This window comes from Variovorax sp. Soil_C_26, from assembly GCF_057657075.1.
Genome location: NZ_JBDGJC010000004.1, coordinates 164,667 through 184,735, shown reverse-complemented (window position 1 = coordinate 184,735; position 20,069 = coordinate 164,667). Strand labels below are relative to the sequence as shown.

The 20,069-nt window shown below is 72.0% G+C and carries 18 protein-coding genes; 5 read left to right on the top strand and 13 right to left on the bottom strand.

Annotation, left to right across the window (positions count from 1 at the left end; genetic code table 11):
• Nucleotides 1–52 precede the first annotated feature (52 nt).
• Nucleotides 53–1,189 carry an AI-2E family transporter gene (locus AC3A6G_RS13570; protein WP_487860392.1) on the top strand — a complete coding sequence of 379 codons (1,137 nt, stop codon included), beginning with the start codon at nucleotides 53–55 and terminating at the stop codon, nucleotides 1,187–1,189.
• Here the strand turns inward: AC3A6G_RS13570 and AC3A6G_RS13565 are convergent.
• The 4 genes from AC3A6G_RS13565 to AC3A6G_RS13550 all read right to left on the bottom strand — a co-directional run bounded on the left by AC3A6G_RS13565 (nucleotide 1,186) and on the right by AC3A6G_RS13550 (nucleotide 5,621).
• Complete coding sequence (locus AC3A6G_RS13565) at nucleotides 1,186–1,458, bottom strand: hypothetical protein (protein WP_487860393.1); 273 nt, start codon at nucleotides 1,456–1,458, stop codon at nucleotides 1,186–1,188. The two genes, AC3A6G_RS13570 and AC3A6G_RS13565, sit on opposite strands and share 4 nt — an antisense overlap.
• 106 nt (nucleotides 1,459–1,564) lie before the next feature.
• Nucleotides 1,565–2,674 (bottom strand): FAD-dependent oxidoreductase, encoded by a 1,110-nt coding sequence (locus AC3A6G_RS13560; RefSeq protein ID WP_487860394.1) that lies wholly within the window; start codon nucleotides 2,672–2,674, stop codon nucleotides 1,565–1,567.
• Nucleotides 2,671–3,438 (bottom strand): DUF3047 domain-containing protein, encoded by a 768-nt coding sequence (locus AC3A6G_RS13555; RefSeq protein ID WP_487860395.1) that lies wholly within the window; start codon nucleotides 3,436–3,438, stop codon nucleotides 2,671–2,673. Before AC3A6G_RS13555 ends, AC3A6G_RS13560 begins: the two co-directional genes overlap by 4 nt.
• Before the next feature lie 17 nt (nucleotides 3,439–3,455).
• Complete coding sequence (locus AC3A6G_RS13550) at nucleotides 3,456–5,621, bottom strand: dihydrolipoyl dehydrogenase family protein (protein ID WP_487873891.1); 2,166 nt, start codon at nucleotides 5,619–5,621, stop codon at nucleotides 3,456–3,458.
• A gap of 126 nt (nucleotides 5,622–5,747) precedes the next feature.
• On the opposite strand from AC3A6G_RS13550, the gene AC3A6G_RS13545 reads away from it, so the two are divergent.
• Genes AC3A6G_RS13545 through AC3A6G_RS13535 form a run of 3 tightly spaced genes read left to right on the top strand, consistent with a single transcriptional unit; the run spans nucleotide 5,748 to nucleotide 9,122 of the window.
• Nucleotides 5,748–6,803 carry a hypothetical protein gene (locus AC3A6G_RS13545; RefSeq protein WP_487860397.1) on the top strand — a complete coding sequence of 352 codons (1,056 nt, stop codon included), beginning with the start codon at nucleotides 5,748–5,750 and terminating at the stop codon, nucleotides 6,801–6,803.
• Nucleotides 6,800–8,140 (top strand): TIGR04283 family arsenosugar biosynthesis glycosyltransferase, encoded by a 1,341-nt coding sequence (locus AC3A6G_RS13540; RefSeq protein WP_487860398.1) that lies wholly within the window; start codon nucleotides 6,800–6,802, stop codon nucleotides 8,138–8,140. Before AC3A6G_RS13545 ends, AC3A6G_RS13540 begins: the two co-directional genes overlap by 4 nt.
• Nucleotides 8,130–9,122 carry a nucleoside hydrolase gene (locus AC3A6G_RS13535; RefSeq protein WP_487873890.1) on the top strand — a complete coding sequence of 331 codons (993 nt, stop codon included), beginning with the start codon at nucleotides 8,130–8,132 and terminating at the stop codon, nucleotides 9,120–9,122. The genes AC3A6G_RS13540 and AC3A6G_RS13535 overlap by 11 nt, the downstream gene beginning before the upstream one ends.
• On the opposite strand, the gene AC3A6G_RS13530 is transcribed toward AC3A6G_RS13535, so the two are convergent.
• The 5 genes from AC3A6G_RS13530 to AC3A6G_RS13510 form a co-directional block, all read right to left on the bottom strand.
• Nucleotides 9,094–9,735 carry an ATP-binding cassette domain-containing protein gene (locus AC3A6G_RS13530; protein WP_487864806.1) on the bottom strand — a complete coding sequence of 214 codons (642 nt, stop codon included), beginning with the start codon at nucleotides 9,733–9,735 and terminating at the stop codon, nucleotides 9,094–9,096. The two genes, AC3A6G_RS13535 and AC3A6G_RS13530, sit on opposite strands and share 29 nt — an antisense overlap.
• Nucleotides 9,732–11,396: an ABC transporter permease gene (locus AC3A6G_RS13525; protein ID WP_487873889.1), complete on the bottom strand. Its 1,665-nt coding sequence runs from the start codon at nucleotides 11,394–11,396 to the stop codon at nucleotides 9,732–9,734. The genes AC3A6G_RS13530 and AC3A6G_RS13525 overlap by 4 nt, the downstream gene beginning before the upstream one ends.
• The gene (locus AC3A6G_RS13520; RefSeq protein WP_487873888.1) at nucleotides 11,375–12,589 is read right to left on the bottom strand and encodes an ABC transporter substrate-binding protein; all 1,215 of its coding nucleotides are present in this window, start codon (nucleotides 12,587–12,589) and stop codon (nucleotides 11,375–11,377) included. The genes AC3A6G_RS13525 and AC3A6G_RS13520 overlap by 22 nt, the downstream gene beginning before the upstream one ends.
• 63 nt (nucleotides 12,590–12,652) lie before the next feature.
• The gene (locus AC3A6G_RS13515; RefSeq protein WP_487873887.1) at nucleotides 12,653–13,420 is read right to left on the bottom strand and encodes an alpha/beta fold hydrolase; all 768 of its coding nucleotides are present in this window, start codon (nucleotides 13,418–13,420) and stop codon (nucleotides 12,653–12,655) included.
• Nucleotides 13,421–13,477: 57 nt separating this feature from the next.
• Nucleotides 13,478–14,047 carry a TetR/AcrR family transcriptional regulator gene (locus AC3A6G_RS13510; RefSeq protein WP_487873886.1) on the bottom strand — a complete coding sequence of 190 codons (570 nt, stop codon included), beginning with the start codon at nucleotides 14,045–14,047 and terminating at the stop codon, nucleotides 13,478–13,480.
• 93 nt (nucleotides 14,048–14,140) lie between these two features.
• On the opposite strand from AC3A6G_RS13510, the gene AC3A6G_RS13505 reads away from it, so the two are divergent.
• Entirely contained in the window at nucleotides 14,141–15,325 is a 1,185-nt protein-coding gene (locus AC3A6G_RS13505) for an FAD-dependent monooxygenase (RefSeq protein WP_487873885.1), read from the top strand.
• 6 nt (nucleotides 15,326–15,331) lie between these two features.
• On the opposite strand, the gene AC3A6G_RS13500 is transcribed toward AC3A6G_RS13505, so the two are convergent.
• The 4 genes from AC3A6G_RS13500 to AC3A6G_RS13485 form a co-directional block, all read right to left on the bottom strand.
• Nucleotides 15,332–16,060 (bottom strand): TerC family protein, encoded by a 729-nt coding sequence (locus tag AC3A6G_RS13500; protein WP_487864815.1) that lies wholly within the window; start codon nucleotides 16,058–16,060, stop codon nucleotides 15,332–15,334.
• Nucleotides 16,061–16,180: 120 nt separating this feature from the next.
• Complete coding sequence (locus tag AC3A6G_RS13495) at nucleotides 16,181–17,590, bottom strand: sensor histidine kinase (protein ID WP_487873884.1); 1,410 nt, start codon at nucleotides 17,588–17,590, stop codon at nucleotides 16,181–16,183.
• The gene (locus AC3A6G_RS13490) at nucleotides 17,577–18,251 is read right to left on the bottom strand and encodes a response regulator (protein WP_487860407.1); all 675 of its coding nucleotides are present in this window, start codon (nucleotides 18,249–18,251) and stop codon (nucleotides 17,577–17,579) included. The genes AC3A6G_RS13495 and AC3A6G_RS13490 overlap by 14 nt, the downstream gene beginning before the upstream one ends.
• A gap of 49 nt (nucleotides 18,252–18,300) precedes the next feature.
• A complete protein-coding gene (locus AC3A6G_RS13485) occupies nucleotides 18,301–19,998 on the bottom strand; it encodes an FxLYD domain-containing protein (RefSeq protein WP_487873883.1) in 1,698 nt (565 codons plus the stop codon).
• Between the last annotated feature and the right edge of the window lie 71 nt (nucleotides 19,999–20,069).

Here is a 20,069-nt window from a genome sequence, read left to right as displayed (position 1 = left end):
CACGGGCCGGCACCGCTATGCTGCTCCCGTTTTTTCCACGAGCCCGTCGCCCATGACCGTTCCAACGTCCAGCTCGCCCGTCCCCGACAACGCAGCGCCGCGCCGCGACACCGGCTGGTTCACGCGCGCAAGGACGTCAGCACTGCTGCTGATGGCGGTCACCGCGCTGGCGCTCTACCTGTGCTGGAAGATGGCCGAGCCCTTCATGCCCGCGATGGCGTGGGCGCTGACGCTCGCGATCCTCGGTGCGCGCCTGCACCGGCGGCTGTGCGATCGCTTCCAGAAGCCGAACCTCAGCGCCGGCCTGGTGACCGGCCTGCTGTGCGCGCTCGTGGTCGCGCCGTTGGTGGCCTTTGCGCCCACGGCAGTGGACAGTGCGGTCGAAGGCTGGGACAGCCTGCGCTCCGAATCCGTGCGAAGCCGCGTCGACAAGGCGGTACAGGCCCAGCCGGCGCTGGCGCCGGTGGTCGACTGGGTGGCGCGGCAGGCGCCGTCGGGCGAAGAACTCGCCAAGCAGGTCGCGCCGCGCGTGTCGGGGTTGCTCACGGGATCGCTCTGGGCCGGCGTGCAGCTGCTGGTCACGTTCTTCGCGCTGTTCTACCTGCTGCGCGACCGCGAGCAGGCACTCGCGTATGTGCGCACGCTGCTGCCGCTCACGGGCGCCGAGACCGATCGCATGTTCCAGCGTGTCTCGGAGGTGGTGCGTGCGAGCGTGCTCGGCACGCTGCTGGTGGCCGCGGTGCAGGGGCTGCTCGGCGGCCTGATGTTCTGGTGGCTCGGCCTGCCGGCGCCGCTGCTCTGGGGCACGGTGATGTTCCTGCTGTCGATCCTGCCGCTCTTGGGCGCGGCGGCCGTCTGGGTGCCCGCGGCCCTGTTCCTGCTGCTCGAAGGCAGCTGGGAGAAGGCGCTGGTGCTGACCTTGTGGGGGTCGGTGGTGGTCGCGCTGATCGACAACCTGCTCTATCCGATTTTGGTCGGCGACCGGCTGCGGCTGCACACACTCGCGGTGTTCGTCGCGATCTTGGGCGGCCTCGTGGCGTTCGGTGCGCCCGGCGTGGTGATCGGTCCGCTGGTGCTGGCGCTGACCGTCGCGCTGGTGGAGATCTGGCGCGACCGCACGCGCTTCGGCCGGGCGGCCGATGCGGCGCCCACGACGGGCACCGGCAGCGGCAGCGGGGGCAGCGGCTAGGCCCGTTCGCGCAGCGGCTTCAGCGGGCGGTTGAGCGCTTCGAAGTCGAGGTTGTCCACCTGCGCGAGCACCGATTGCCTTGCGCTCGCGGTGCGTGCATCGGGGTCGGGGCCGACCACGGTCCCGCCCTCGAGCTCGTGCCGCACGTTGCCCGCGAGCAGCACGCGGGCGCTGTAGGTGCTGGACTCCAGGCCATGGATCAGGCTCATTTCGTAGGTCACCGTCTCGCCGGTGCCGCTCTGCACATGCTGCCCATCCATCGTGATCATGGTGTCTCCAGTCGATCAGCCCAAAAAAATGCGGGGCCGATCACCTTGCGACGGTCCTGCGCAAGGGTGTGTAGGACAAACACCGGAACTTGCACGGACGCTTCTTTCACCGGCCCGCGGCGCCGACGAAACGCCGGTCGATCGCGTCCTTCCAGCGCCATGGCCAAGTGCCGTGCCAGCTCCACGGTCCCCAAAGCGCGATGGCGCGCCGGTCGGCGGTGCTCAGCAGGTTCAGCGCGCGCACACGCGGCGTCCATGCAGGCAGTGCCTGCCCGGCGCACCAGGCGCGCAGGCTGCGCGCGAGCGGCGCCCCCGCGCGCACCGCGTGGACCCCCGAGCGTGGCAGCGGCTGTGGATGCGCGGCCACGTCGCCGGCCGCGAACACCGCGGGGTGCGACACGCTCTGCAGCGCAGCATTCACGCGCACGAAGCCGTCGGCATCGAGGGCGAGCCCGCTCGCCGCAAGCCAGCGCGGGGCGGCCGCGCCGGCCGCCGTCCAGCACAGGTCGAACGGCAGCGCGCCGCCGTCGTCGAGATCGATCTGCCCGGCGCGCAGGCACGTGGCGCGGCGCGCGCCGAGCCAGCCGATGCAGCGCTGCGCCAGCAGCCCCTGCACCGCGCGGCGCGCACGCGCGGGGGCGCCGTCCAGCGGCAGCGCATCGCTTCCGACCAGGGTCACGCGCAGGTGCGACCAGCCCTCGCGCATGCCGCGGTGGCGCACCGCGAGGGCGAGCTCGACGCCTGCAGCGCCGGCGCCGACGATTACGACATGGAAGGGGCGGCACTGGCTGCCGATCTGTGCCTGCGCCGCCAGCCACGACGCGGCCAGGCGCGACAGCGGGCGCACCGGCACGCAGGCATCTGCGGCCTCGAGTGCGGCCTCGATGGCGCCCACGGAGCCGACGTCGAGCGAGACCGCGTCGAAGGCGATGCGCTGGCCGTCGTCGCAGTGCAGGGCCTGGCCCACGAGATCGAGCGCGACGCCGCGCGCCTCGTGGAACGCCACGCCGGCTCTGGCCGCGAGCGCGGCCACCGGCAGTAGGATCTCTGGCAGTTGGTAGTGGCCCGCGATCCAGCCCGGCAGCATGCCCGAGTAGATCTGCTGCGGCTCCGGCGAGACGAGCTGCACTTGCCAGCCGGGGATCGGCCGGGCGGCCAGCGCGCGCAGCAGGCCCAGGTGCGCATGTCCGCCGCCGACCAGCACCAGCCGCTTCATGGCGCGGGCGCCAGCACGAGGTCGGTGAACCAGGCCTGCACGCTGTCCGCGGTGTTGTCGGTGTCGGCGCCCACGGCAACCGCGGCGATGGGCGGCATCGCGCCGCCGAACGCGGCGTCCCAGTCGGCGCGCAGGTCGCGCCGCACGCTGCGCCACTGCTGCGCGAAGGCGTCGCCGCTGTCCACCACGAATATCCGCAGGCGGTCGGTGTAGGGGTTCCAGCCCGCCGCGCCCGCCGGCTGCGCGCGTCCCCAGACGTAGCACAGCGCCGCCGCGGGCAGTTCGGCATCCGACAGCGCCCGGGCCGCCGCCAAGCGCAGGCGGTCGCCCAGCGAGAGCCGCTCCGACGGCAGGTCGAACAGCACATAGACGCGGGCCGCATAGTCGTCGCCGTCCTTGCTGCCGAGGTCGGAGCCCGCGAGCGCGCGCGAGACCTTCCACTGCCATTCGAGCAGGGGCCGCTCGGGCGTGTCGCCTGAGAGCCTGGCGATCCAGATCGATGCGGCGGCGGCGGAATGCACGTGCAGCACGCGGCGGCTGCCGTCCTGCACGATCTCGAAGCGGTTGGTTTCGGGCACCTTCGGCAGGCGCTGGTGGGCCCAGGCCGGCGCGACGGCGCTGCCCACGGGGGCGGTGGAGAAGGGCGGGATTGCGATGGGCGTGCCAGCGCGCGTGGGCAGCGCAACGCCCGCGGCGGCGAGCGCGCCCGAGAGCAGCAACCCGCGCCGCGCGATGCCGCTGCTTGCTTTGATCGTTGTCGTCATCTGCATCGAGACCTCTTTCATCCGCGCCGCCATGCGTGGTAGCGCGCCACCCACCGCAGCAGCCGCGCGGGCTGGTGCGCGCGCCGCCATTCGCCCGCGGCGTACTTGTTGCCTTCGGACCAGGTCGGGTAGGTGTGGATCGTGCCCAGGATCTTGCCGAGGCCGAGCCCGTGCTTCATCGCCAGCACGAATTCGGCCAGCAGCTCGGCCGCATGCGGGCCGACGATCGTGGCACCGAGGATGCGGTCCTTGCCGGGCACCGTCAGCACCTTGACGAAGCCCCGGGCGTCGCCGTCGGCTATCGCGCGGTCGAGATCGTCCAGGTCATAACGCACCACCTCGAAGTCCACGCCTTTGTCCTTCGCCTCGCGCTCGTTCAGCCCAACGCGCGCGACCTCGGGGTCCACGAAGGTGGCGGCCGGGATGGCGCTGTGGTCGACCTTGAACCGGTGCAGGCCACCGAACAGCGCATTCACCGTGGCGTACCAGGCCTGGTGCGCGGCGGTGTGGGTGAACTGCCACGGGCCGGCCACGTCGCCGGCCGCGAGGATGTGGGGGTAGCGCGTCCGAAGGCAGGCGTCGGTCTCCACGGTGCGTTCGGTGGGAATGCCGAGTTCTTCCAGGCCGTAGCCCGCGAGGCGGGCGCGGCGGCCGACCGCGCAGACCAGCATGTCGTACGGGATCTCGATCGCCTCGCCGCCCTCGGCGCGCGCGACAAGGAACCGGTCGCCGCCCCGAGTCTCGCAACGCAACGCCTCGTGGCCGGCCAGCACGCGCACGCCGTCGGCGGTGAGCGACTGCTGCACCAGCGCAGACACCTCGTCGTCCTCGCGGGCGAGCAGGCGCGCAGAGAGTTCGACCTGCGTCACCTGCGAGCCGAGCCGCGCGAAGGCCTGCGCCAGCTCGCAGCCGATCGGCCCGCCGCCAAGCACGACCAGCCGCGCGGGCGGGCGATCCATCGTCTCGAGCGCCGCCCACAGCGTGTCGCTCGTGACGTAGCCGGCTTCTTCGAGGCCGTCCAGCGCGGGCACGACCGGCTCGGCGCCCGCCGCGATCACGATGCTGCGCGTGGTGATGCGGCGCGTGCCGCCGTCGTTCAGCGCCACCTCGACGGTCCACGGGTCAACGATCTTCGCGTGGCCCTCGACCACGTCGACACCGAGGCCGCGGTAGCGCTCGGCGCTGTCGTGCGGCTCGACCGCGCGGATCACGGCGCGCACCCGCTGCATCACTTCGCGGAACGCGAAGGGCGGCGCGCTGGGCGCGAGGCCGTAGCGGTCGGCATGGCGCATCTGGTGGGCCAGCGTGGCCGAGCGGATCAGCGCCTTGCTCGGGATGCAGCCGTAGTTCAGGCAGTCGCCGCCCATCTTGTGGCGCTCCACCAGCGTGACCGATGCCTTGAGTGCCGCGCCGATGTAGGCCGAGACCAGTCCTGCGGCACCGCCGCCGATCACCACCAGGTTGCGGTCGAAGCGCCGCGGCCGCATGCCGCGCCGGCGCGCGTGCGCCTTGCGTGCCTGCAGCGCGGCCACGCCCCGGCGCGCCAGCCACGGAAAGAGCCCGAGCAGGACCAGCGAGCCGAGGATCGACGGCGTCAGGATGCCCCGCAAGGAGTCGAGCGTCGCGAGCTGGGTGCCGGCGTTCACGTAGACGACGGTCGCCGGCAGCATGGCCGCCTGGCTCACCGCGTAGTAGGTGCGCGCCCGGATGCCCGTGAGCCCCATCGCCAGGTTGATGACGAAGAACGGCACCACCGGCACCAGCCGCAGCGTGGCGAGGTAGAGCGCGCCGTCGCGCGCCACGCCGGCGTCGATTTCTTCGAGGCGGCGCCCGAAGCGCTTGCGCACCGTTTCGCGCAGCAGGGTGCGCGAGGCGAAGAACGCGAGCAGTGCGCCCAGGCTCGACGCGAACGATACGAGCAGCGTCCCGGTGAAGAGCCCGAACAGGGCGCCGCCGGCGAGCGTCAGCACGGTCGCACCGGGCAGCGACAGCGCGGTGACCGCGACGTAGACGACGAAATACGTGGCGGCGACCTTGACGGGGTGCTCGGCGTAGACCTCGGCCAGCTCGCGGTGCGCCTCTTTCAAGAAGTCGAGGCTCAGCACGCGGTCCAGGCCCAGCGCGAAGAAGGCGATGATGGCCAGGACGATCGCGGCGGCAATGGCCGCATTTCTTCTGCTCATGGGTCTTGTTCGCGCCAGGGCCGCGATAAGTTACAGGAATGCGCGGGCGCTGCGCGGCCAGCGTGTAACTTCGCATCTTGCGGCAACGAACCAACAGCATCACCACCGAACCCGTCAGGAAGCGCCATGCAAGGAGTCTGCCCCGAAGTCGAAGCCGGACTGCGCACCGCGCTGCGGGCCGGCGGATGGCCCGACACCGCGCTGCAGCCGCTGCCCGACAAGGGGCTTGCGCACCTGCACGTGCGCCTTGCCGGCACCGGCGCGCTCGCGCGCATTCCCAAGCAAAGCCAGGTGGCGCTCGGCCCTGAGGCCAACTTGCTTCACGAGGCGGCCTGCTTCGACCGGGCCGGGGCCAGCGGCCACACGCCGCGGCTGCTCGGCACGCTGCCGGTCTCTTCGCAGCTGCCGCGCGGCGCGCTGCTGGTGGAAGAGATCGAGGGCCGCGCCGCGGCCCTGCCAGCGGACCTGCCGGCCATCGCCGCGGCGCTCGCGGCGGTCCACCGGCTGCCGGTGCCGGCCGCTTCCGGGCGCGCGCCGCTCGCATCGCCGCGCGACCCCCTTCACGCGCTCGTGCGCGAGATCGATGCGCAGGCCGTGCACCTGCCGCGCGCCAGGCTCGCGCCCGAGGTGCGCCGCGCGCTCGAGGACGAACTGCATGCGCTCGGCCGGCTCGCGGGCGAGCCCGGCCGGCCGGGCGTGCACCTCATCGCCTTCGATGCGCATCCCGGCAACTTCGTGCTGCGCGCGCGCGGCGATGCGGTGCTGGTCGACCTCGAGAAGTGCCGCTACAGCAGCCCGGGCCTCGACCTGGCGCACGCCACGCTCTACACCTCCACCACCTGGGACGTGGCCTCGCATGCGGTGCTGCAGGTCGATGAGGTGGCCGGCTTCTACCGCGCGTGGGCCCGCGCGGCCGGGCCGGCGGTCGCCGATGCTGCCCAGCCATGGCACGTCGCGCTGCGGCGCGCCATGTGGCTGTGGTCGATCACCTGGTGCTGCAAGTGGCGCATGCTGTCGGGCGAGGCGCCGCTCGCGGACCATGGCGGCGAGGACTGGTCTTCGGCGCACAGCGACGCGCAGCTCATCGCGCATGTGCGCGGCCGCGTCGACCACTACCTGTCGCTGCCCGCCATCCGCCACGTGCGGGACGAGCTCGTCGCGCTGCAGCAGGTACTGGCATGAGTTTTCTGTGCATCGTGGTGCCCGTGCTCAACGAGGGCGCGTCGCTCGCCGACCGCCTCGCGGCCCTGCGGCCGCTGCGCGAGCGCGGCGCGCAGGTGGTGGTGGTCGACGGCGGCAGCACCGACGAGACCTGGGCCATCGCCTGCCGGCATGCCGACCGCGTGCTGCTGGCGCCACGCGGGCGCGCCGCGCAGATGAATGCCGGCGCCGAAGGCGCGATTGCGCAGGTGCTGCTGTTCCTGCACGCCGACACGGCGCTGCCGCCGCGCGCCGACGAGGCGATTGCCGCGGCCATGGCCGGCGGTGCCGACTGGGGCCGCTTCGATGTGCGCATCGATGGGCGAAGCTGGTTGCTGCGCATCGTGGCGGGCGCGATGAACCTGCGCTCGCGGCTGACCGGCATCGCCACCGGCGACCAGGCCATGTTCGTGCGGCGGCAGCGCTTCGAGCAGCTCGGCGGCTTCGCGCAGATCGCGTTGATGGAAGACATCGCACTGAGCGCGGGCCTGCGGCGCATCGGGCGGCCGGCCTGCCTGCGGCCTCCGGTCTTCACCTCGGCCCGGCGCTGGGAGCGCCACGGCATCTTCAGGACCATCTTGCTCATGTGGCAGCTGCGAGCGCGCTACTTTCTCGGCGCCGACCCGTCGCAACTGGCACGCCGCTACGGCTACGAACCAAGCGAGACACCTCCGCAGGCGGCCATCGCCATCCTTGCGAAGGCGCCCGTGCCGGGCTTGGCGAAGACGCGCCTCGCACCCGGCATCGGTGCGCAGGGCGCGGCGCGGGCGCAGCGCCTTTTCACGCGGCTCTCGCTCGGCGCGGCGCGGCAGGCGGGGCTCGGGCCGGTCACGCTCTGGTGCGCGCCCGATGCCTCGCACCGGTTCTTCCGCGCGCTGGCACGCGTGCATGGCACGAAATTGCTGGCGCAGCCGACGGGCGACCTCGGCGCGCGGCTGCGGGCGGCCGTGACGCATCATTTCGCGCAGGGCGGCGATGCACCGCCGCTCCTGATCATGGGCACCGATTGCCCGCTGCTGTCGCCGGGCCACCTGCACGAGGCGGCGCGTGTGCTGGCCCTGCACGACGCCGTGCTAATGCCGGCCGAAGACGGCGGCTACGCGCTGCTGGGCATGCGGCGGCCGCTGCCCGAGGTGTTCGCCGGCATCGACTGGAGCACGCCGCAGGTGCTGCAGCAGACGCGCGAGCGCCTAGCCTCGCTCGGCGCGCGCTGGCGCGAGCTGCCCCCCGTGTGGGATGTGGACGAACCCGCCGACTGGCAGCGTTACCAGAAACTCATCGGCCGAACCGCCGGCATGGAGCCTTCGCATGACGCCTGAATTTCCCCCGACCGATTGGCTGCACGCCAGGCTCGCCGAACCGAAGGGTCCGGTGCGCGTGGTGATCGACACCGACGCCGCCAACGAGATCGACGACCAGTTCGCGCTGGCCTGGGCGCTGCTCTCGCCCGAGGCGCTCTGCATCGAGGGGCTGCATGCTGCGCCGTTCTCGTTTGCGCACCGGCGCGCGCAGCTCGCGCGGGCGCCGGCCGATGCGCCGCCTTTCAATCCGCCGGCCGAAGGCATGTGGCGCAGCCACGGCGAGATCCTGCGGGTGCTCGACAAGCTCGGCGGCGGGCCGCACCCGCCGGTGCATGCAGGCAGCGAAGGCTATCTGCCGGGCCCTGCGACGCCGCTTCCGAGCCCCGCGGCCGAGCACCTGATCGCGCTCGCGCGCAGCAGTGCCGACAATGCGCCGCCGCTCTACGTGCTGGTGCTCGGCTGTCCGACCAACGTGGCGAGCGCGCTGCTGCTCGCGCCCGACATCGCGCGCCGGATCGTGGTGGTCTGGACCAGCGGCTATCCGTCGTGCGCGCCCCATGTGAACGACTCCTTCAACCTCGAGCAGGACCTGCATGCGAGCCGCGTGCTGCTCGACAGCGGCGTGCCGCTCGTGTACCTGCCCGGCTTTCACGTGGGCGCGCAGCTGCGGCTGTCGCTCGCCGAGGTCGATCGCCACGTGCGCGGGCAGGGCGCCATCGGCGACTACCTGCACCACCTGTTCACGCACAACCCGCTGTGGACCATCCTGCCGGTGGACACCGCCGGCGCCTACAGCTGGGTGATCTGGGACCTCATCTGCGTCGCCTGGCTGATCGATCCGCGCTGGGTGCCGAGCACGCTGGTGCCGACGCCACGCCTCGCGGACGACCGCCGCTGGCAGGCCGCCGCACACCGGCCGCCGATGCGCGAGGCCCATTCGGTCGACCGCGATGCGATCTTCAACGACCTGTTCAGGAAGCTGGCGCGGCCAGCCGCGTGACCGCCGACGCATCGGCCACGTCGGCCGCATCGTGCGTGACGAGCAGCGCGGGAATGCCGCGCGCGCGCACCGTCTCGAAGACGTAGGCGCGCATGCGGTCGCGCAGGGCCGCATCGAGCCGCGCGAAGGGCTCGTCGAGCAGCAGCGCCTTCGGTTCGGCGAGCAAGGCCCGCATCAGCGCCACGCGCGCGCGCTGGCCGCCCGACAGCGTGGCCGGGTCTGCGTCGGCGAAGCCGGGCAGTTCGAGATCGCGCAGCGCCTCGCGCACCGCGCGCTCGCGTGTCGCCCGTGCGCCGGCGGGCACCGCGAACAGCAGGTTCTCGCGCACGGTCATGTGGGCGAACAACAGGTCGTCCTGGAACAAAATGCCGATGCGTCGGCGGCGCGTGCTCCAGCCGTCCACGCGCTGACCGTCGAGCGTGACACTGCCTTCGAAGCGCACCGCGGGCGGCGCCGTGCCGCAGATCGCGGCCAGCAGGCTGGACTTTCCGCTGCCGCTCGCGCCCATGAGCGTGTGAACCGTGCCGCCGGGCACGGCCAGCGAAAGGTCGTGCACCAGCGCCTGGCCGGCCACGCTGAGCCGCGCCACATGGACCGAGAGCTGCGCCGTCATGGCTTCGCTCCGCCGCCGAAGCGCCGCGGCCGTCCGGCCCAGGCGGCGACCGCGAAGGCCAGCGCCGGCAGCAGCCACTGCAGCCAGGCATACGCGGCCAGCACCGAGCGCTGGCCGCCGGCCGAAAGCGCGACGGCCTCCGTCGTCACGGTGGCGTAGCGCCCCGCGCCGATGAACAGGGTCGGAAGGTACTGCGCGACGCTCACCGCAAAGCCGATCGCCAGCGCGCCGCCCAGGCTCGCGCGCAGCAGCGGCCATTTCACGCGCAGCAGGAAGGCGAGGGTGCCGCGCCCGAGGCTCGCGGCCACCTGTCGCTGGCGCGGGTCGAACGCGAGGTAGGCGGGGCTCAGCGTGATGAGCACGTAAGGCACCGCGGCCAGCGTGTGGGCGAGCCACAGGCCGGCCCAGTGCGTATCGAGCCGCCAGGCCAGCGCCAGCCGGTGCAACCCGATGACCCACAGCACCGACGGCAGCAGCAGCGGCAGGTAGCTCAGCCGGCGCAGCATCGGCAGCCATGCGGGGGGCGCGGTCTCCAGCCATGCCACGGCCCAGACGAGGGCGGTGGCGCCGCTCGCCAGGGCCAGCACCGCGGTCAGCACCACGATGTCGGCGCTCGCGGCCACCGAGCGCCAGCCATCGAAGCTCCAGTTCTGCGGCCAGAAAAGAGGAAACGGCCAGGCGCCCGAAAGGCTCGCCACGCCGGTGGCGGCCAGCACCAGCGCGTAGACGGCGCCAAGCGCGAGCAGCGGCGCAAAGTCGGTGGCCGGTGCGGGGTCGGCCCGGCCGCGCGTGCCGCGCGTCCAGCGGGCGCGCCAGTGCAGCCGATGGCGCAGGGCCCAAAGCACACCGGCTGCGACGGTCACCATGCCCGCCAGCAGCCAGGCGAGCGCGGCGCCGCGTGCATTGACGGCCGCGTCCGCATCGAGCAGCCACTGCCACGCGAGCACGGCGGCGGTGGGCGTCGCGGCGGGACCGATGACGATCGCCATGTCGACGACCGTCAGGCTGTACGCGAGCACCGCGATCAGCGGCGCATGCAGCCGCGGCCACAGCTGCGGCCACACCACGCGCCACCATGCGGCGCGCCGGCCATAGCCCATCGTGCAGGCGATGGCGAGTTCGCGCTGCCACCGTGCGCCGACGTCCGCGCGCTGCAGCTGGGTGGCCGCGGTCCAGAGCAGGAAGGGCACCTCCTTGCCGACCAGCGCGGCGACGAGGCCGATGCCCCACCGGTCCTGCGTGGTCTCCCAGGCCGGCGGCCACTCGAAGCCGGTGGCCCAGGGCGAGAGCGCGCGCAGGATCCAGCCGCTCGGCGCGACCAGGAACGCGAGGCCGACCGCGAAGGCGACGTGCGGCACCGCGAGCATCGGCGGCAGCATGCGCATCGCGGCGCCCCAGGCGCGGCTGGCAAAGGCGCGCGACAGCAGCCACGCAGCGAGCGCGAGCGAAATGCCGGTGGCTGCCAGGCCCGTGAACAGCGACAGCGCCAGCGCGTGCAGCCACTGCGGCTCGGCGCCGAGCGCGCGCCAGGCAGCGGCATCCGTTCCGGCGGCCACCGCGGCCACGGCGGACCACAGCAGCGGCACGGCCACGGCCGCGCCCAGGGCGAGCGCAAGCCACTGTGCCGGTGGAAGCGCGGCTAGCCGTAGCGCCGCTGCCACTCGCGCTCCAGCGGATCGACCCAACTGCCGTGCGGCTCCAGGATCACTGGCGCGGGCATCGCGACCTGCCCTGGGTGCGCACCGGCCGCGAAGAGGGCGCGCTCGGCCCGCGGCAGGCGGTCGAGCGCGAGCACGGTGCCATCGCCCCACACGCCGATGTCCGCCTTGCGTGCCTGCGCTCGCGCCGACAGCATGAAGTTGATCACCACCTGCGCGCCTTCGGCCGCATTGGCATTGAACGGCACCGCGAGGAAGTGCGTGTTGCCGATGGCCCCGCCCGCGTTCTGCCAGCTGTGCACGCTGGCCGACAGCCGGCCCGCGGCGATCTCGTTGGCCGCCTCGTTCGGGTTGAAGGTCAGTGCGAGCAGCAGTTCGCCGTCGGCCATCATCTGGCGCTGCGCCGCGGCGTTCTGCGGGTATTGCCGGCCTGCGCGCCACAGCAGCGGACGCAGCGCGTCGAGCCAGGCCCAGAGCGGCCGTGTGGCCGCGTCGAACGCATCGGCCGCAAAGGGGCGGTAGAAGACGGTGCGGTCGGTGCCGAGCTCGAGCAGCGCCTGCTTGAGGAAGGTCGTGCCGACAAAATTCGGCGGCCGCGGGTAGGTGATGCGCCCCGGGTGCAGGCGCGCCAGTTCGAGCAGTGCGGCCAGGTCGCGCGGCGGTTCCGGCAGCCTGTTGCGATCGGCAAAGAAGGTGAGCTGCGCCATGCCCCAGGGCGCCTCCAGGCCATCCACGGGCTCGGAGAAATCGGTGCGCGTGGTGGGCTTGCCGACCGTGTCGACCCAGCGGTAGTTGGGCAGTTGTTCGGCGAACGGGCCGAACAGCAGGCCTTCGTTCTTCATCGTCAGGAAGTTCTCGCCATTGATCCATACCATGTCGACGCTGCCGCCGGCGAGCCTGCCCGCGGCCTTCTCGCCGCGCACGCGCTTCACCGCCTCGGCGGTGTCTGTGATCTTCACATGCTGGAGCGCCACGCCGTGGCTGCGCGACAGCTCGCCCGCGGCCCACGCCAGGTAGGCGTTGGTGCGCTCGCTGCCGCCCCAGGCATTGAAGTACACGGTCTGGCCGCGTGCCTTGCGCTCGATCTGCGTCCAGGCGGCGGGCGACCGTGCCAGGGCAGGCAGGCCCATGCCGGTGGCGGCGACAGCGGCGCCGGCTTGCAGGAAAAGGCGGCGGCGTGGGGGGATGGCGTGCATGGCTTCTTCTGGAAAAGTGGCGGTGAATTCCGTTGATTCGAAGCGCAGGCCCTCCGGGTTACATCAGCGCAGGCCGGGCTCGCCCGACGCGGCCATCCAGTCCCACAAAAGGCCCGGCGCTTCGACCATCACGTTGTGCCCGTGCGGGCCGATGTCGCGCGCCGCCGGGTCGAGCGTGCGGGTCTGCGCGAGCGTGACCAGCGCATCGCTGCCGCCGCGGCCGAGCTGCACCGGACAGCGCGCGAGCCCGGCCAGCTCGGCCAGCGGCGGCTTGCCGACCGCATTGGCGCCAGGGTCCATCGCGAGGCGCCAGCCGTCGGCCTCGTGCACGATGCCGCGCGCGGCCACGGGCGATCCGGCGGCTGCGAGGCCGGCCAGGCCCGAGACCTTGAGGTAGCGCTCCCACGCTTCGCCTTCGGTGGCGAACCGCTTGCCGGGTTGCGCGGCGAGCGTCGCCATGCGCTGGAGTTCCTCGTCGCTCCAGGCCGCCTTGATGCCGGCACCGAAGACCCGGTACGGCAGCACGCCGAACCAGCCCGTGGCCAGCGCCAGGCCGACCACGCCGCCCAGCGAATGGCCCAGCACGACCAGGCGGCCGGCAGGATCGGTGTGCGGCAGCACCGCGCGCGCCACGGTCGCGGCCAGCTGGCCGATGGCATACGACGCCTGCCGCGCGGAGTGGCCGTGCCCCGGCAGATCGACCGCGAGCCAGCGGCCATGCCAGTGCGCGCCGGCCTCGGCCACGAAGGGCGACCAGACCGCGCCGGTCGCGCCCATGCCATGCAGCAGCACGAGGAGGTCGGGGCCTTGGCCGCCTTGTTGGGTGTGCATCTCGACGGTCTCCATGCGGGTTCGATGGGGGAAGAATAGTCGAGGCCGCAGCGACCGTCAGGCATCGAACAGGTACGCCTGAACCGTCGCCCCGACACGCCGCACCAGCTCTGCGCGCTTCAACCCCACGACCGGCGGCAGCCGGAGCACGTAGCGGCACAGGGCCAGGCCCAGGATCTGCGTCGCGATCAAACCCGCGCGTGCCGCCGCCGCCGAACGCGGCTCGCCGCGCAGCCGGGTGATCAGCGGCACGAGCTGGGTCGAAAAGATCGACTGCATGCGCTCGGCGGCGGCCTCGTTGGTGACGGCCGCGCGCAGCAGGGCCATCAGCGTTTCGTCGCCGTCCCAACGGTCGAGGAAGTGCGTCACCAGGGCCGCGCCGACCTGTTCGCGCGCCAGCGCGCTGAGGTCGGGCAGGCGCAGATCGAACTCTGCGGCCGCTGCGAACAGCCCCTCCTTGTTGCCGTAGTAGCGCATCACCAGGGCCGGATCGATGCCGGCCGCGGCCGCGATCGCGCGAATGGTCGCGCCCTGGTAGCCATGGGCCGCGAAATGCTCGCGGGCCGCCGCAAGGATGGCGGCGCGCGTGGCGTCGGAACGGCGAGGTGAGGCAGGGGTGTCGGCCATGCCGAAGTATATGTCAACGTGTGTTGACAAATTTCGTGGGGGTGGCCTACCATGTCAACAACCGTTGACCAAATCTGCTGAAAGGAAACCGCGATGCCAGATACCGCTTCCGCCGACACCGCTTCCGCCGACATCGCCTTCGACGCCGACGTCCTGATCGTCGGCGCCGGACCCACCGGCCTCACGCTGGCGCTGGCACTGGCCGCGCGCGGGGTGCGGGCGCTCGTGGTCGATCGGCTCGCCGAGGGCGCCAACACCTCGCGGGCCGCCGTCGTGCATGCCCGGACATTGGAGGTGCTGGAGCCTCTGGGCGTTGCCGGCACACTCGTCGCGCAGGGCCTGAAGGCGCCGCGCTTCACCGTGCGCGATCGCGACCGCGTGCTGGTGCCCATCGCCTTCGACGGGCTGCCGACCCGGTATCCGTATGCGTTGATGATTTCGCAGGCGCAGACCGAGCAGGTGCTGTTGGCGCGCTTCATGGCGCTCGGTGGGGGGGTGTTGCGCCCGCGGCAGCTCGTCGACCTGGCGCAGGAGGCATCGGGCGTCAGCGCCACGCTGGACGACGGCAGCCGGCTGCGCGTCCGCTACGCGGTGGGTGCCGACGGCATGCACAGCACGGTGCGCGAGCGTGCCGGCATCGCGTTCGACGGCGGCAGCTATGGCGAGTCGTTCCTGCTGGCCGACGTCCGCCTCGGCGGCAACCTGTCGGCCGACGAGGTGATCCTCTATTTCTCTCCGGCCGGCATGGTGGTGGTCGCGCCGCTGCCGGGCGGCATGCACCGCATCGTGGCGACGGTGGCCGACGCGCCCGAGCAGCCCGACGCGGCCTGCGTGCAGGCGTTGCTCGACGCGCGCGGGCCCGAGCGCGTGCGTGCGGTGGTGCAGGAGGTGGTGTGGGGCTCGCGCTTTCGCGTCCACCACCGCATTGCCGAGCACTATCGCGTGGGCCGGATCGTGCTTGCCGGCGATGCGGCGCATGTGCACAGCCCCGCGGGTGGCCAGGGCATGAACGCAGGCATTCTCGACGCCGTGCGACTGGCCGCGGCGCTGGTGGATGCGCTGGCCGGCGATGCGTCGGCGCTCGACCGCTACGGGCGCGAGCGCCGCCCCATCGCGCAGCAGGTGGTGGCGCTGGCCGACCGGCTCACGCGGCTGGCGACCGTGCGGCCGGCCTGGCGCATGCCGCGCAACCTGCTGCTGTCGGCGTTGTCGCGGCTGCCGTTCGTTCGCCGCGATCTCGCGATGCGGTTGTCCGGCCTGGTGTACCGCCAGCCGTGATCGTGTTCAGACCGCGGGTTGCTTTTCGGCTTCGTGCTGCGCCTCGGCCTCGCTCTGCGCGCGGCGCTGCGTGCGCCGCATGCTCAGCCACTTGCCGATGGCCACCACGAACATCGCGCCGAGCGCGGGCACCACGCGGTGCAGGCTATGGCGGTCGGCCACCCATCCGGCGATGGCCGGGTCTCCGATCGCCATCTCGCCGGCCACCCAGCCCAGCAGCGCGGCGCCGAGCATGATGATGATCGGAAAGCGGTCCATCAGCTTCAGGATCAGCGTGCTTCCGAAGATGATGAGCGGGATGCTGATCACGAGGCCGAAGACCAGCAGCGGCACGTTGCCCTTGGCCGCGGCTGCCACGCCGACGACGTTGTCCAGGCTCATCACGAGGTCGGCGAGCACGATGGTCTTGATGGCCCCGGCCAGGCCCGAATGGCCTGCGAGGTCATGCCCGTCGTCCTCCTGCTGCAGCAGGCCGACGCCGATGTACAGCAGCAGCGCCGCGCCCACCAGCTTGAGGTAGGGCAGGGTGAGCAGGTAGACCGCGAAGAAGGTCAGCACCACCCGCAGCACGATGGCGCCGACGCTGCCGAACAGGATCGCCTTCTTCTGCTGCGCGGGCGGCAGCGAGCGGGAAGCCATCGCGATGACGACGGCGTTGTCGCCACTCAGCACGATGTTGATCAGAATGATCTGCGACAGGGCGATCCAGAAATCGGGGCTCGACAAAAACGACAGCACGGCGGCTCCTCGGTGGAAATGGGTTCGGAACCACACGCGGTTCCGTCATCCACGAGCGTAGGCGCCTGGGCTGTCGCCTTTCTGCCGCCCGGCTGACTGCAGGCTAACGGCAAGCTGTCAGCCAGCTGACAGTGCGCGCGGGTTGCGCAGCGGGAAGAACACGCTGAAGGTGTTGCCCACGCCGTCGGCGTCTTCCTCGAGCGTGATGCGCGCGCCGTGCAGCGTGGCGATCTCGCTCACGATCGCCAGGCCGAGGCCGCTGCCGTCCTCCTGAGTGCCGAGCAGGCGGTGAAAGCGCTCGAAGATGCGGGCGCGTTCCTCGACCGGAATGCGCGGGCCGTCGTCGTTGATGGCCAGGCGGCACTGGTCGTCGCCGACCTGGCTGGTCTGCACGGTCACGTGGCCGCCGGGCTGGCTGTAGCGGATCGCGTTGTCGATCAGGTTGTTCACCAGCTCGCGCAGGCGGTCGCGGTCGGCATCGATCGTCAGCGCATGGTCGGCGCCCTCGAAGCCGAGGTCGATGTTGCGCTTGAGCGCCTGCGGCACCCATTCCATGCTCACCTCGAGCGCATGGGCGTTCAGGTCGAGCGGCTGCAGCTGCATCGCGTCGAGCGCGCCCGGCTCGTTGCGCGCGAGCGAAAGCAGCTGGCGCACCAGTCGCGAGAGCCGGTCGGCGCTGATGTAGAGCTGCGTGAGCGAATGGCGCACGCGCTCGGGGTCGTTCTCGCGCAGCGCCAGTTCGATCTGCGCCTTGAGGCCACTGACCGGTGTCTTGAGCTGGTGGGCGGCGTCGGCCACGAAGCGGCTCTGGAAATCGAAGGTGCGCCCGAGCCGGGCCATCAGTTCGTTCACGTCGTCGACCAGCGGGCGCACCTCGCCCGGCACGTCGTGGGTGTCGATCGGGCTCAGGTCCAGGTGCGAGCGGTCCGACACCGCGCGCCGCAGCCGCTGCAGCGGCGCGAGCCCGCGCGAGACGCCGAACCAGACCACCGCGGTGGCCATGACGATCAGGGCCAGCTGCGGCAGCACCACGTTGGCGACCATTTCCCAGGTCAGGCGCGAGCGCTTGTGCAGCGTTTCGGCCACCTGCACGCGCACGCGCGGCGGGCGCGCCTCGGGTCCGGTGGGCATCCAGGCGTCCATCATGCGCACCGGCTCGCCGTGCACGGTGGCACCGTAGAAGTCGGGCCCGGCCGCCTTCGGCGCGCGCGGCGCGGGGAGCTGCGCATCGCCGCCCAGGTGGTTGCCGGCTTCGTCGACGACGCGAAAGAAGATCCGGTCGTCCGGGTCCACGAGCAGGATGTCGGCCGCGGCCTGCGACAGCACGAGCCGGGGGCGGTCGCCTTCGCGCTGCACATGCATCGCGATCTCGCGGCCGACCTCGTGCAGCGCGCGGTCGTAGGCAATGTTGGCGAAGCGCAGCGAATTCCAGTAGGCCGCGCCCGTGTCGAGCACCAGCAGCAGCGCGAGCGGCCCGAGCAGCCATGCCAACAGCTTGCGCTGCAGGCGGGGCTCAGACCGGTTCATCGCTGCTGTCGATCAGGTAGCCCATGCCGCGCACCGTGCGGATCTCGCAGCCGAGCGGCTCGAGCTTCTTGCGCAGCCGGTAGACGTTGACCTCGATCGCGTTGTCGCCGACCTCGTCGCCCCAGCCGTAGAGATGGTTGACCATGTGCTCCTTGCTCACCACGCGGCCCGCGCGCATCAGCAGCAGCTCGAGCAGCGCAAGCTCGCGCGGCGACAGTTCGACCGGCCGCTTGTCGTGGAACACGCGCCGGCCCACGGTGTCGAAGCGCAGCAGGCCGTGTTCGAGAAAGGGCGTGGAGCCCGTACTGCGGCGCAGCAGCGCGCGCACGCGGGCCTCGAGTTCGGGCAGGTCGAAGGGCTTGGCGAGGTAGTCGTCGGCGCCGAGGTCGAGCCCGTGCACGCGGTCGGCCAGCGTGTCGAAGGCGGTGAGCATCAGCACCGGCAGGGTCGACTTGCGCGCGCGCAGGCGCTTCAGCACGTCGAGCCCGCTCAGGCCGGGCAGTCCGATGTCGAGGATCGCGAGGTCGTAGCTGCCGGCGGCGAGCGCATGGTCGGCCTCCTCGCCGGTGGAGACGACGTCGACCGCGTGGGCGGACTGCACCAGCGCGCGCGAGAGCGCGTCGGCCAGCACCCGGTCGTCCTCGACGAGCAATATGCGCATGGCGTGTCTTGTCTTCCTGCTTTGTGTGCTTGGCGCAGATGCTACGCGCCTACTCGCTCTGGAACAGCGTCTCCACTTGCGCGAAGTCGCGTCCGAACTGGTCGACCTTGGCCTGGAACGGCACGCTCTCGCCGGGCGCGATGGCCGGCAGGTTCTCGAGCAGCGTGAAGCCGGCGAGCTTGCCGCCGGCATCGCGCAGGCTGACCCAGAGCCGCACCTTGCGCACGATGGACTGCGTCGGGTTGGCCACTGTGCCGCTGACCTCGACGTACTTGTAGGTATAGCGCCGGCTGAAGTTGACCAGCACGCTGCTCGTGTCGGCGCGCGTGTCGGTCACGCGCACCTCGAGCGGCACGCGCGGGCCGGGCAGCGCGGCGCGGCGCATCGGCTTCCATTCGGCGCGCGTCGATGTGATGCGCCCGTTGCGGTGCGGCTCCAGCAGCACCGGAAAGCGCTCGCCGGGATAAAGGTAGGCCGGCCCGCCGACGGCCGTGGTGCCGTCGAGCCGGCTGCCGTCGTAGCGCGACACGACCGCGCCGGGCGACATCGCGATCGCATCGGTGCTGCGGTTGACGACCTCGGTGAAGTAGACCGGCCGCTGCGTGGTGTCGCGCGCGGCAACGAGCGGCAGCAGTTCGATCTGCGCCGCATCGAAGCGCTCGGATTCGTCGGCCAGAAGGTCTTCGCTGCCGAGCCGCAGCGCGGGGTGGAAGCGCTCGGGCGCCGCGGCGGTGCGGACCACGCGCGCCGCGCTCAGCACGCGCGTGCGGCCCTGCTGCGCGTTGTCGGCCAGGTGGTAGTCGATGCGGTAGTCCCAGGCCGCGACGGGCGTCTCGGGGTTGCCGATGCGCGTCACGCGCACGTCCATCGCGCTGCGTTCGCCCGGTGCGATCTCGCTCGCCTGCGCGTAGCCGCGGCCGAAGCCGATCACCGCGCCGGCATCGTCGTACACCGTGACCAGCACCTCGGCACCGGCCAGCATGGCGCGGTCGGTGCGGTCGTTGACGATGCGCCCGACCAGGCGCAGGTTGTCGTCCTGCTGCACCAGCCGCACGCGCGTGAATTTGAGCGCCGGCCCCTCGACGCTGCGATAGGGCGCCGACAGCGGCCCCACCACCTGCACCTCCTGGCGCGTGACGTTGCGGTCGCCTGCCGGCATGTCGATCAGCACGGGCGCGCTCTCGCCGGGCGCGAGCATGCCGATGGGCAGCGTCTCGCTGCGCTCGCCGATGCGGCTTTCGCCGTCGTAGAACACCGCCTTGATGCCCGGCCGCTCGAGCGGCATGCCGGTGTCGTTGCGCGCCACCACCAGCAGCCGCGGCTTGGCCGAGTTGCTGCTGCTGCCCGCCAGCACCTGGCGCGGGGTGTCGAGCTTGAGTCCTTCGACGGGGATGGCGCGCGGCGCCGCGGCCGTCACCGGTCGTGCGGCGGGCGCAGGCGATGACTCCCGGCCACTTCCGACGAACACCATGCCGGTGATCAACACGGCCGCGAGTCCCACGACCGCCGCCGCGGCGATGCCGATGGACTTGCCCGCATGCCGCTGGCGCGCCGACTGCTCGGCTGCGAGCCGGCGGCCGGCTTCGTCCTTGACCTGTTCGAGCACGCGCTCCAGGCGGTCGGAGACGTCGTCTTCCACGATCGACACCGAGCCGCAGTGGGCGCAGGTGTACTGGTTGAGCCCGGAGCGCTGGAGCACGCCGCTGCCGCATTCGCCGCACTTGAGCGTTTGCAGGTTGATGGTCACAGGGATTTTCCTCGTTCGAGAGAGCGCGCGGCGCGAGGGTGCGCAGCCGCGCGCATCTTAACGAGACGAAG

Bases quoted from the DNA above. Each gene is read 5' to 3' on its own strand.
- AC3A6G_RS13570 (WP_487860392.1), top strand. From the start codon at position 53: ATGACCGTTCCAACGTCCAGCTCGCCCGTCCCCGACAACGCAGCGCCG.
- AC3A6G_RS13565 (WP_487860393.1), bottom strand. From the start codon at position 1,458: ATGATCACGATGGATGGGCAGCATGTGCAGAGCGGCACCGGCGAGACG.
- AC3A6G_RS13560 (WP_487860394.1), bottom strand. From the start codon at position 2,674: ATGAAGCGGCTGGTGCTGGTCGGCGGCGGACATGCGCACCTGGGCCTG.
- AC3A6G_RS13555 (WP_487860395.1), bottom strand. From the start codon at position 3,438: ATGACGACAACGATCAAAGCAAGCAGCGGCATCGCGCGGCGCGGGTTG.
- AC3A6G_RS13550 (WP_487873891.1), bottom strand. From the start codon at position 5,621: ATGAGCAGAAGAAATGCGGCCATTGCCGCCGCGATCGTCCTGGCCATC.
- AC3A6G_RS13545 (WP_487860397.1), top strand. From the start codon at position 5,748: ATGCAAGGAGTCTGCCCCGAAGTCGAAGCCGGACTGCGCACCGCGCTG.
- AC3A6G_RS13540 (WP_487860398.1), top strand. From the start codon at position 6,800: ATGAGTTTTCTGTGCATCGTGGTGCCCGTGCTCAACGAGGGCGCGTCG.
- AC3A6G_RS13535 (WP_487873890.1), top strand. From the start codon at position 8,130: ATGACGCCTGAATTTCCCCCGACCGATTGGCTGCACGCCAGGCTCGCC.
- AC3A6G_RS13530 (WP_487864806.1), bottom strand. From the start codon at position 9,735: ATGACGGCGCAGCTCTCGGTCCATGTGGCGCGGCTCAGCGTGGCCGGC.
- AC3A6G_RS13520 (WP_487873888.1), bottom strand. From the start codon at position 12,589: ATGCACGCCATCCCCCCACGCCGCCGCCTTTTCCTGCAAGCCGGCGCC.
- AC3A6G_RS13515 (WP_487873887.1), bottom strand. From the start codon at position 13,420: ATGCACACCCAACAAGGCGGCCAAGGCCCCGACCTCCTCGTGCTGCTG.
- AC3A6G_RS13510 (WP_487873886.1), bottom strand. From the start codon at position 14,047: ATGGCCGACACCCCTGCCTCACCTCGCCGTTCCGACGCCACGCGCGCC.
- AC3A6G_RS13505 (WP_487873885.1), top strand. From the start codon at position 14,141: ATGCCAGATACCGCTTCCGCCGACACCGCTTCCGCCGACATCGCCTTC.
- AC3A6G_RS13495 (WP_487873884.1), bottom strand. From the start codon at position 17,590: ATGAACCGGTCTGAGCCCCGCCTGCAGCGCAAGCTGTTGGCATGGCTG.
- AC3A6G_RS13490 (WP_487860407.1), bottom strand. From the start codon at position 18,251: ATGCGCATATTGCTCGTCGAGGACGACCGGGTGCTGGCCGACGCGCTC.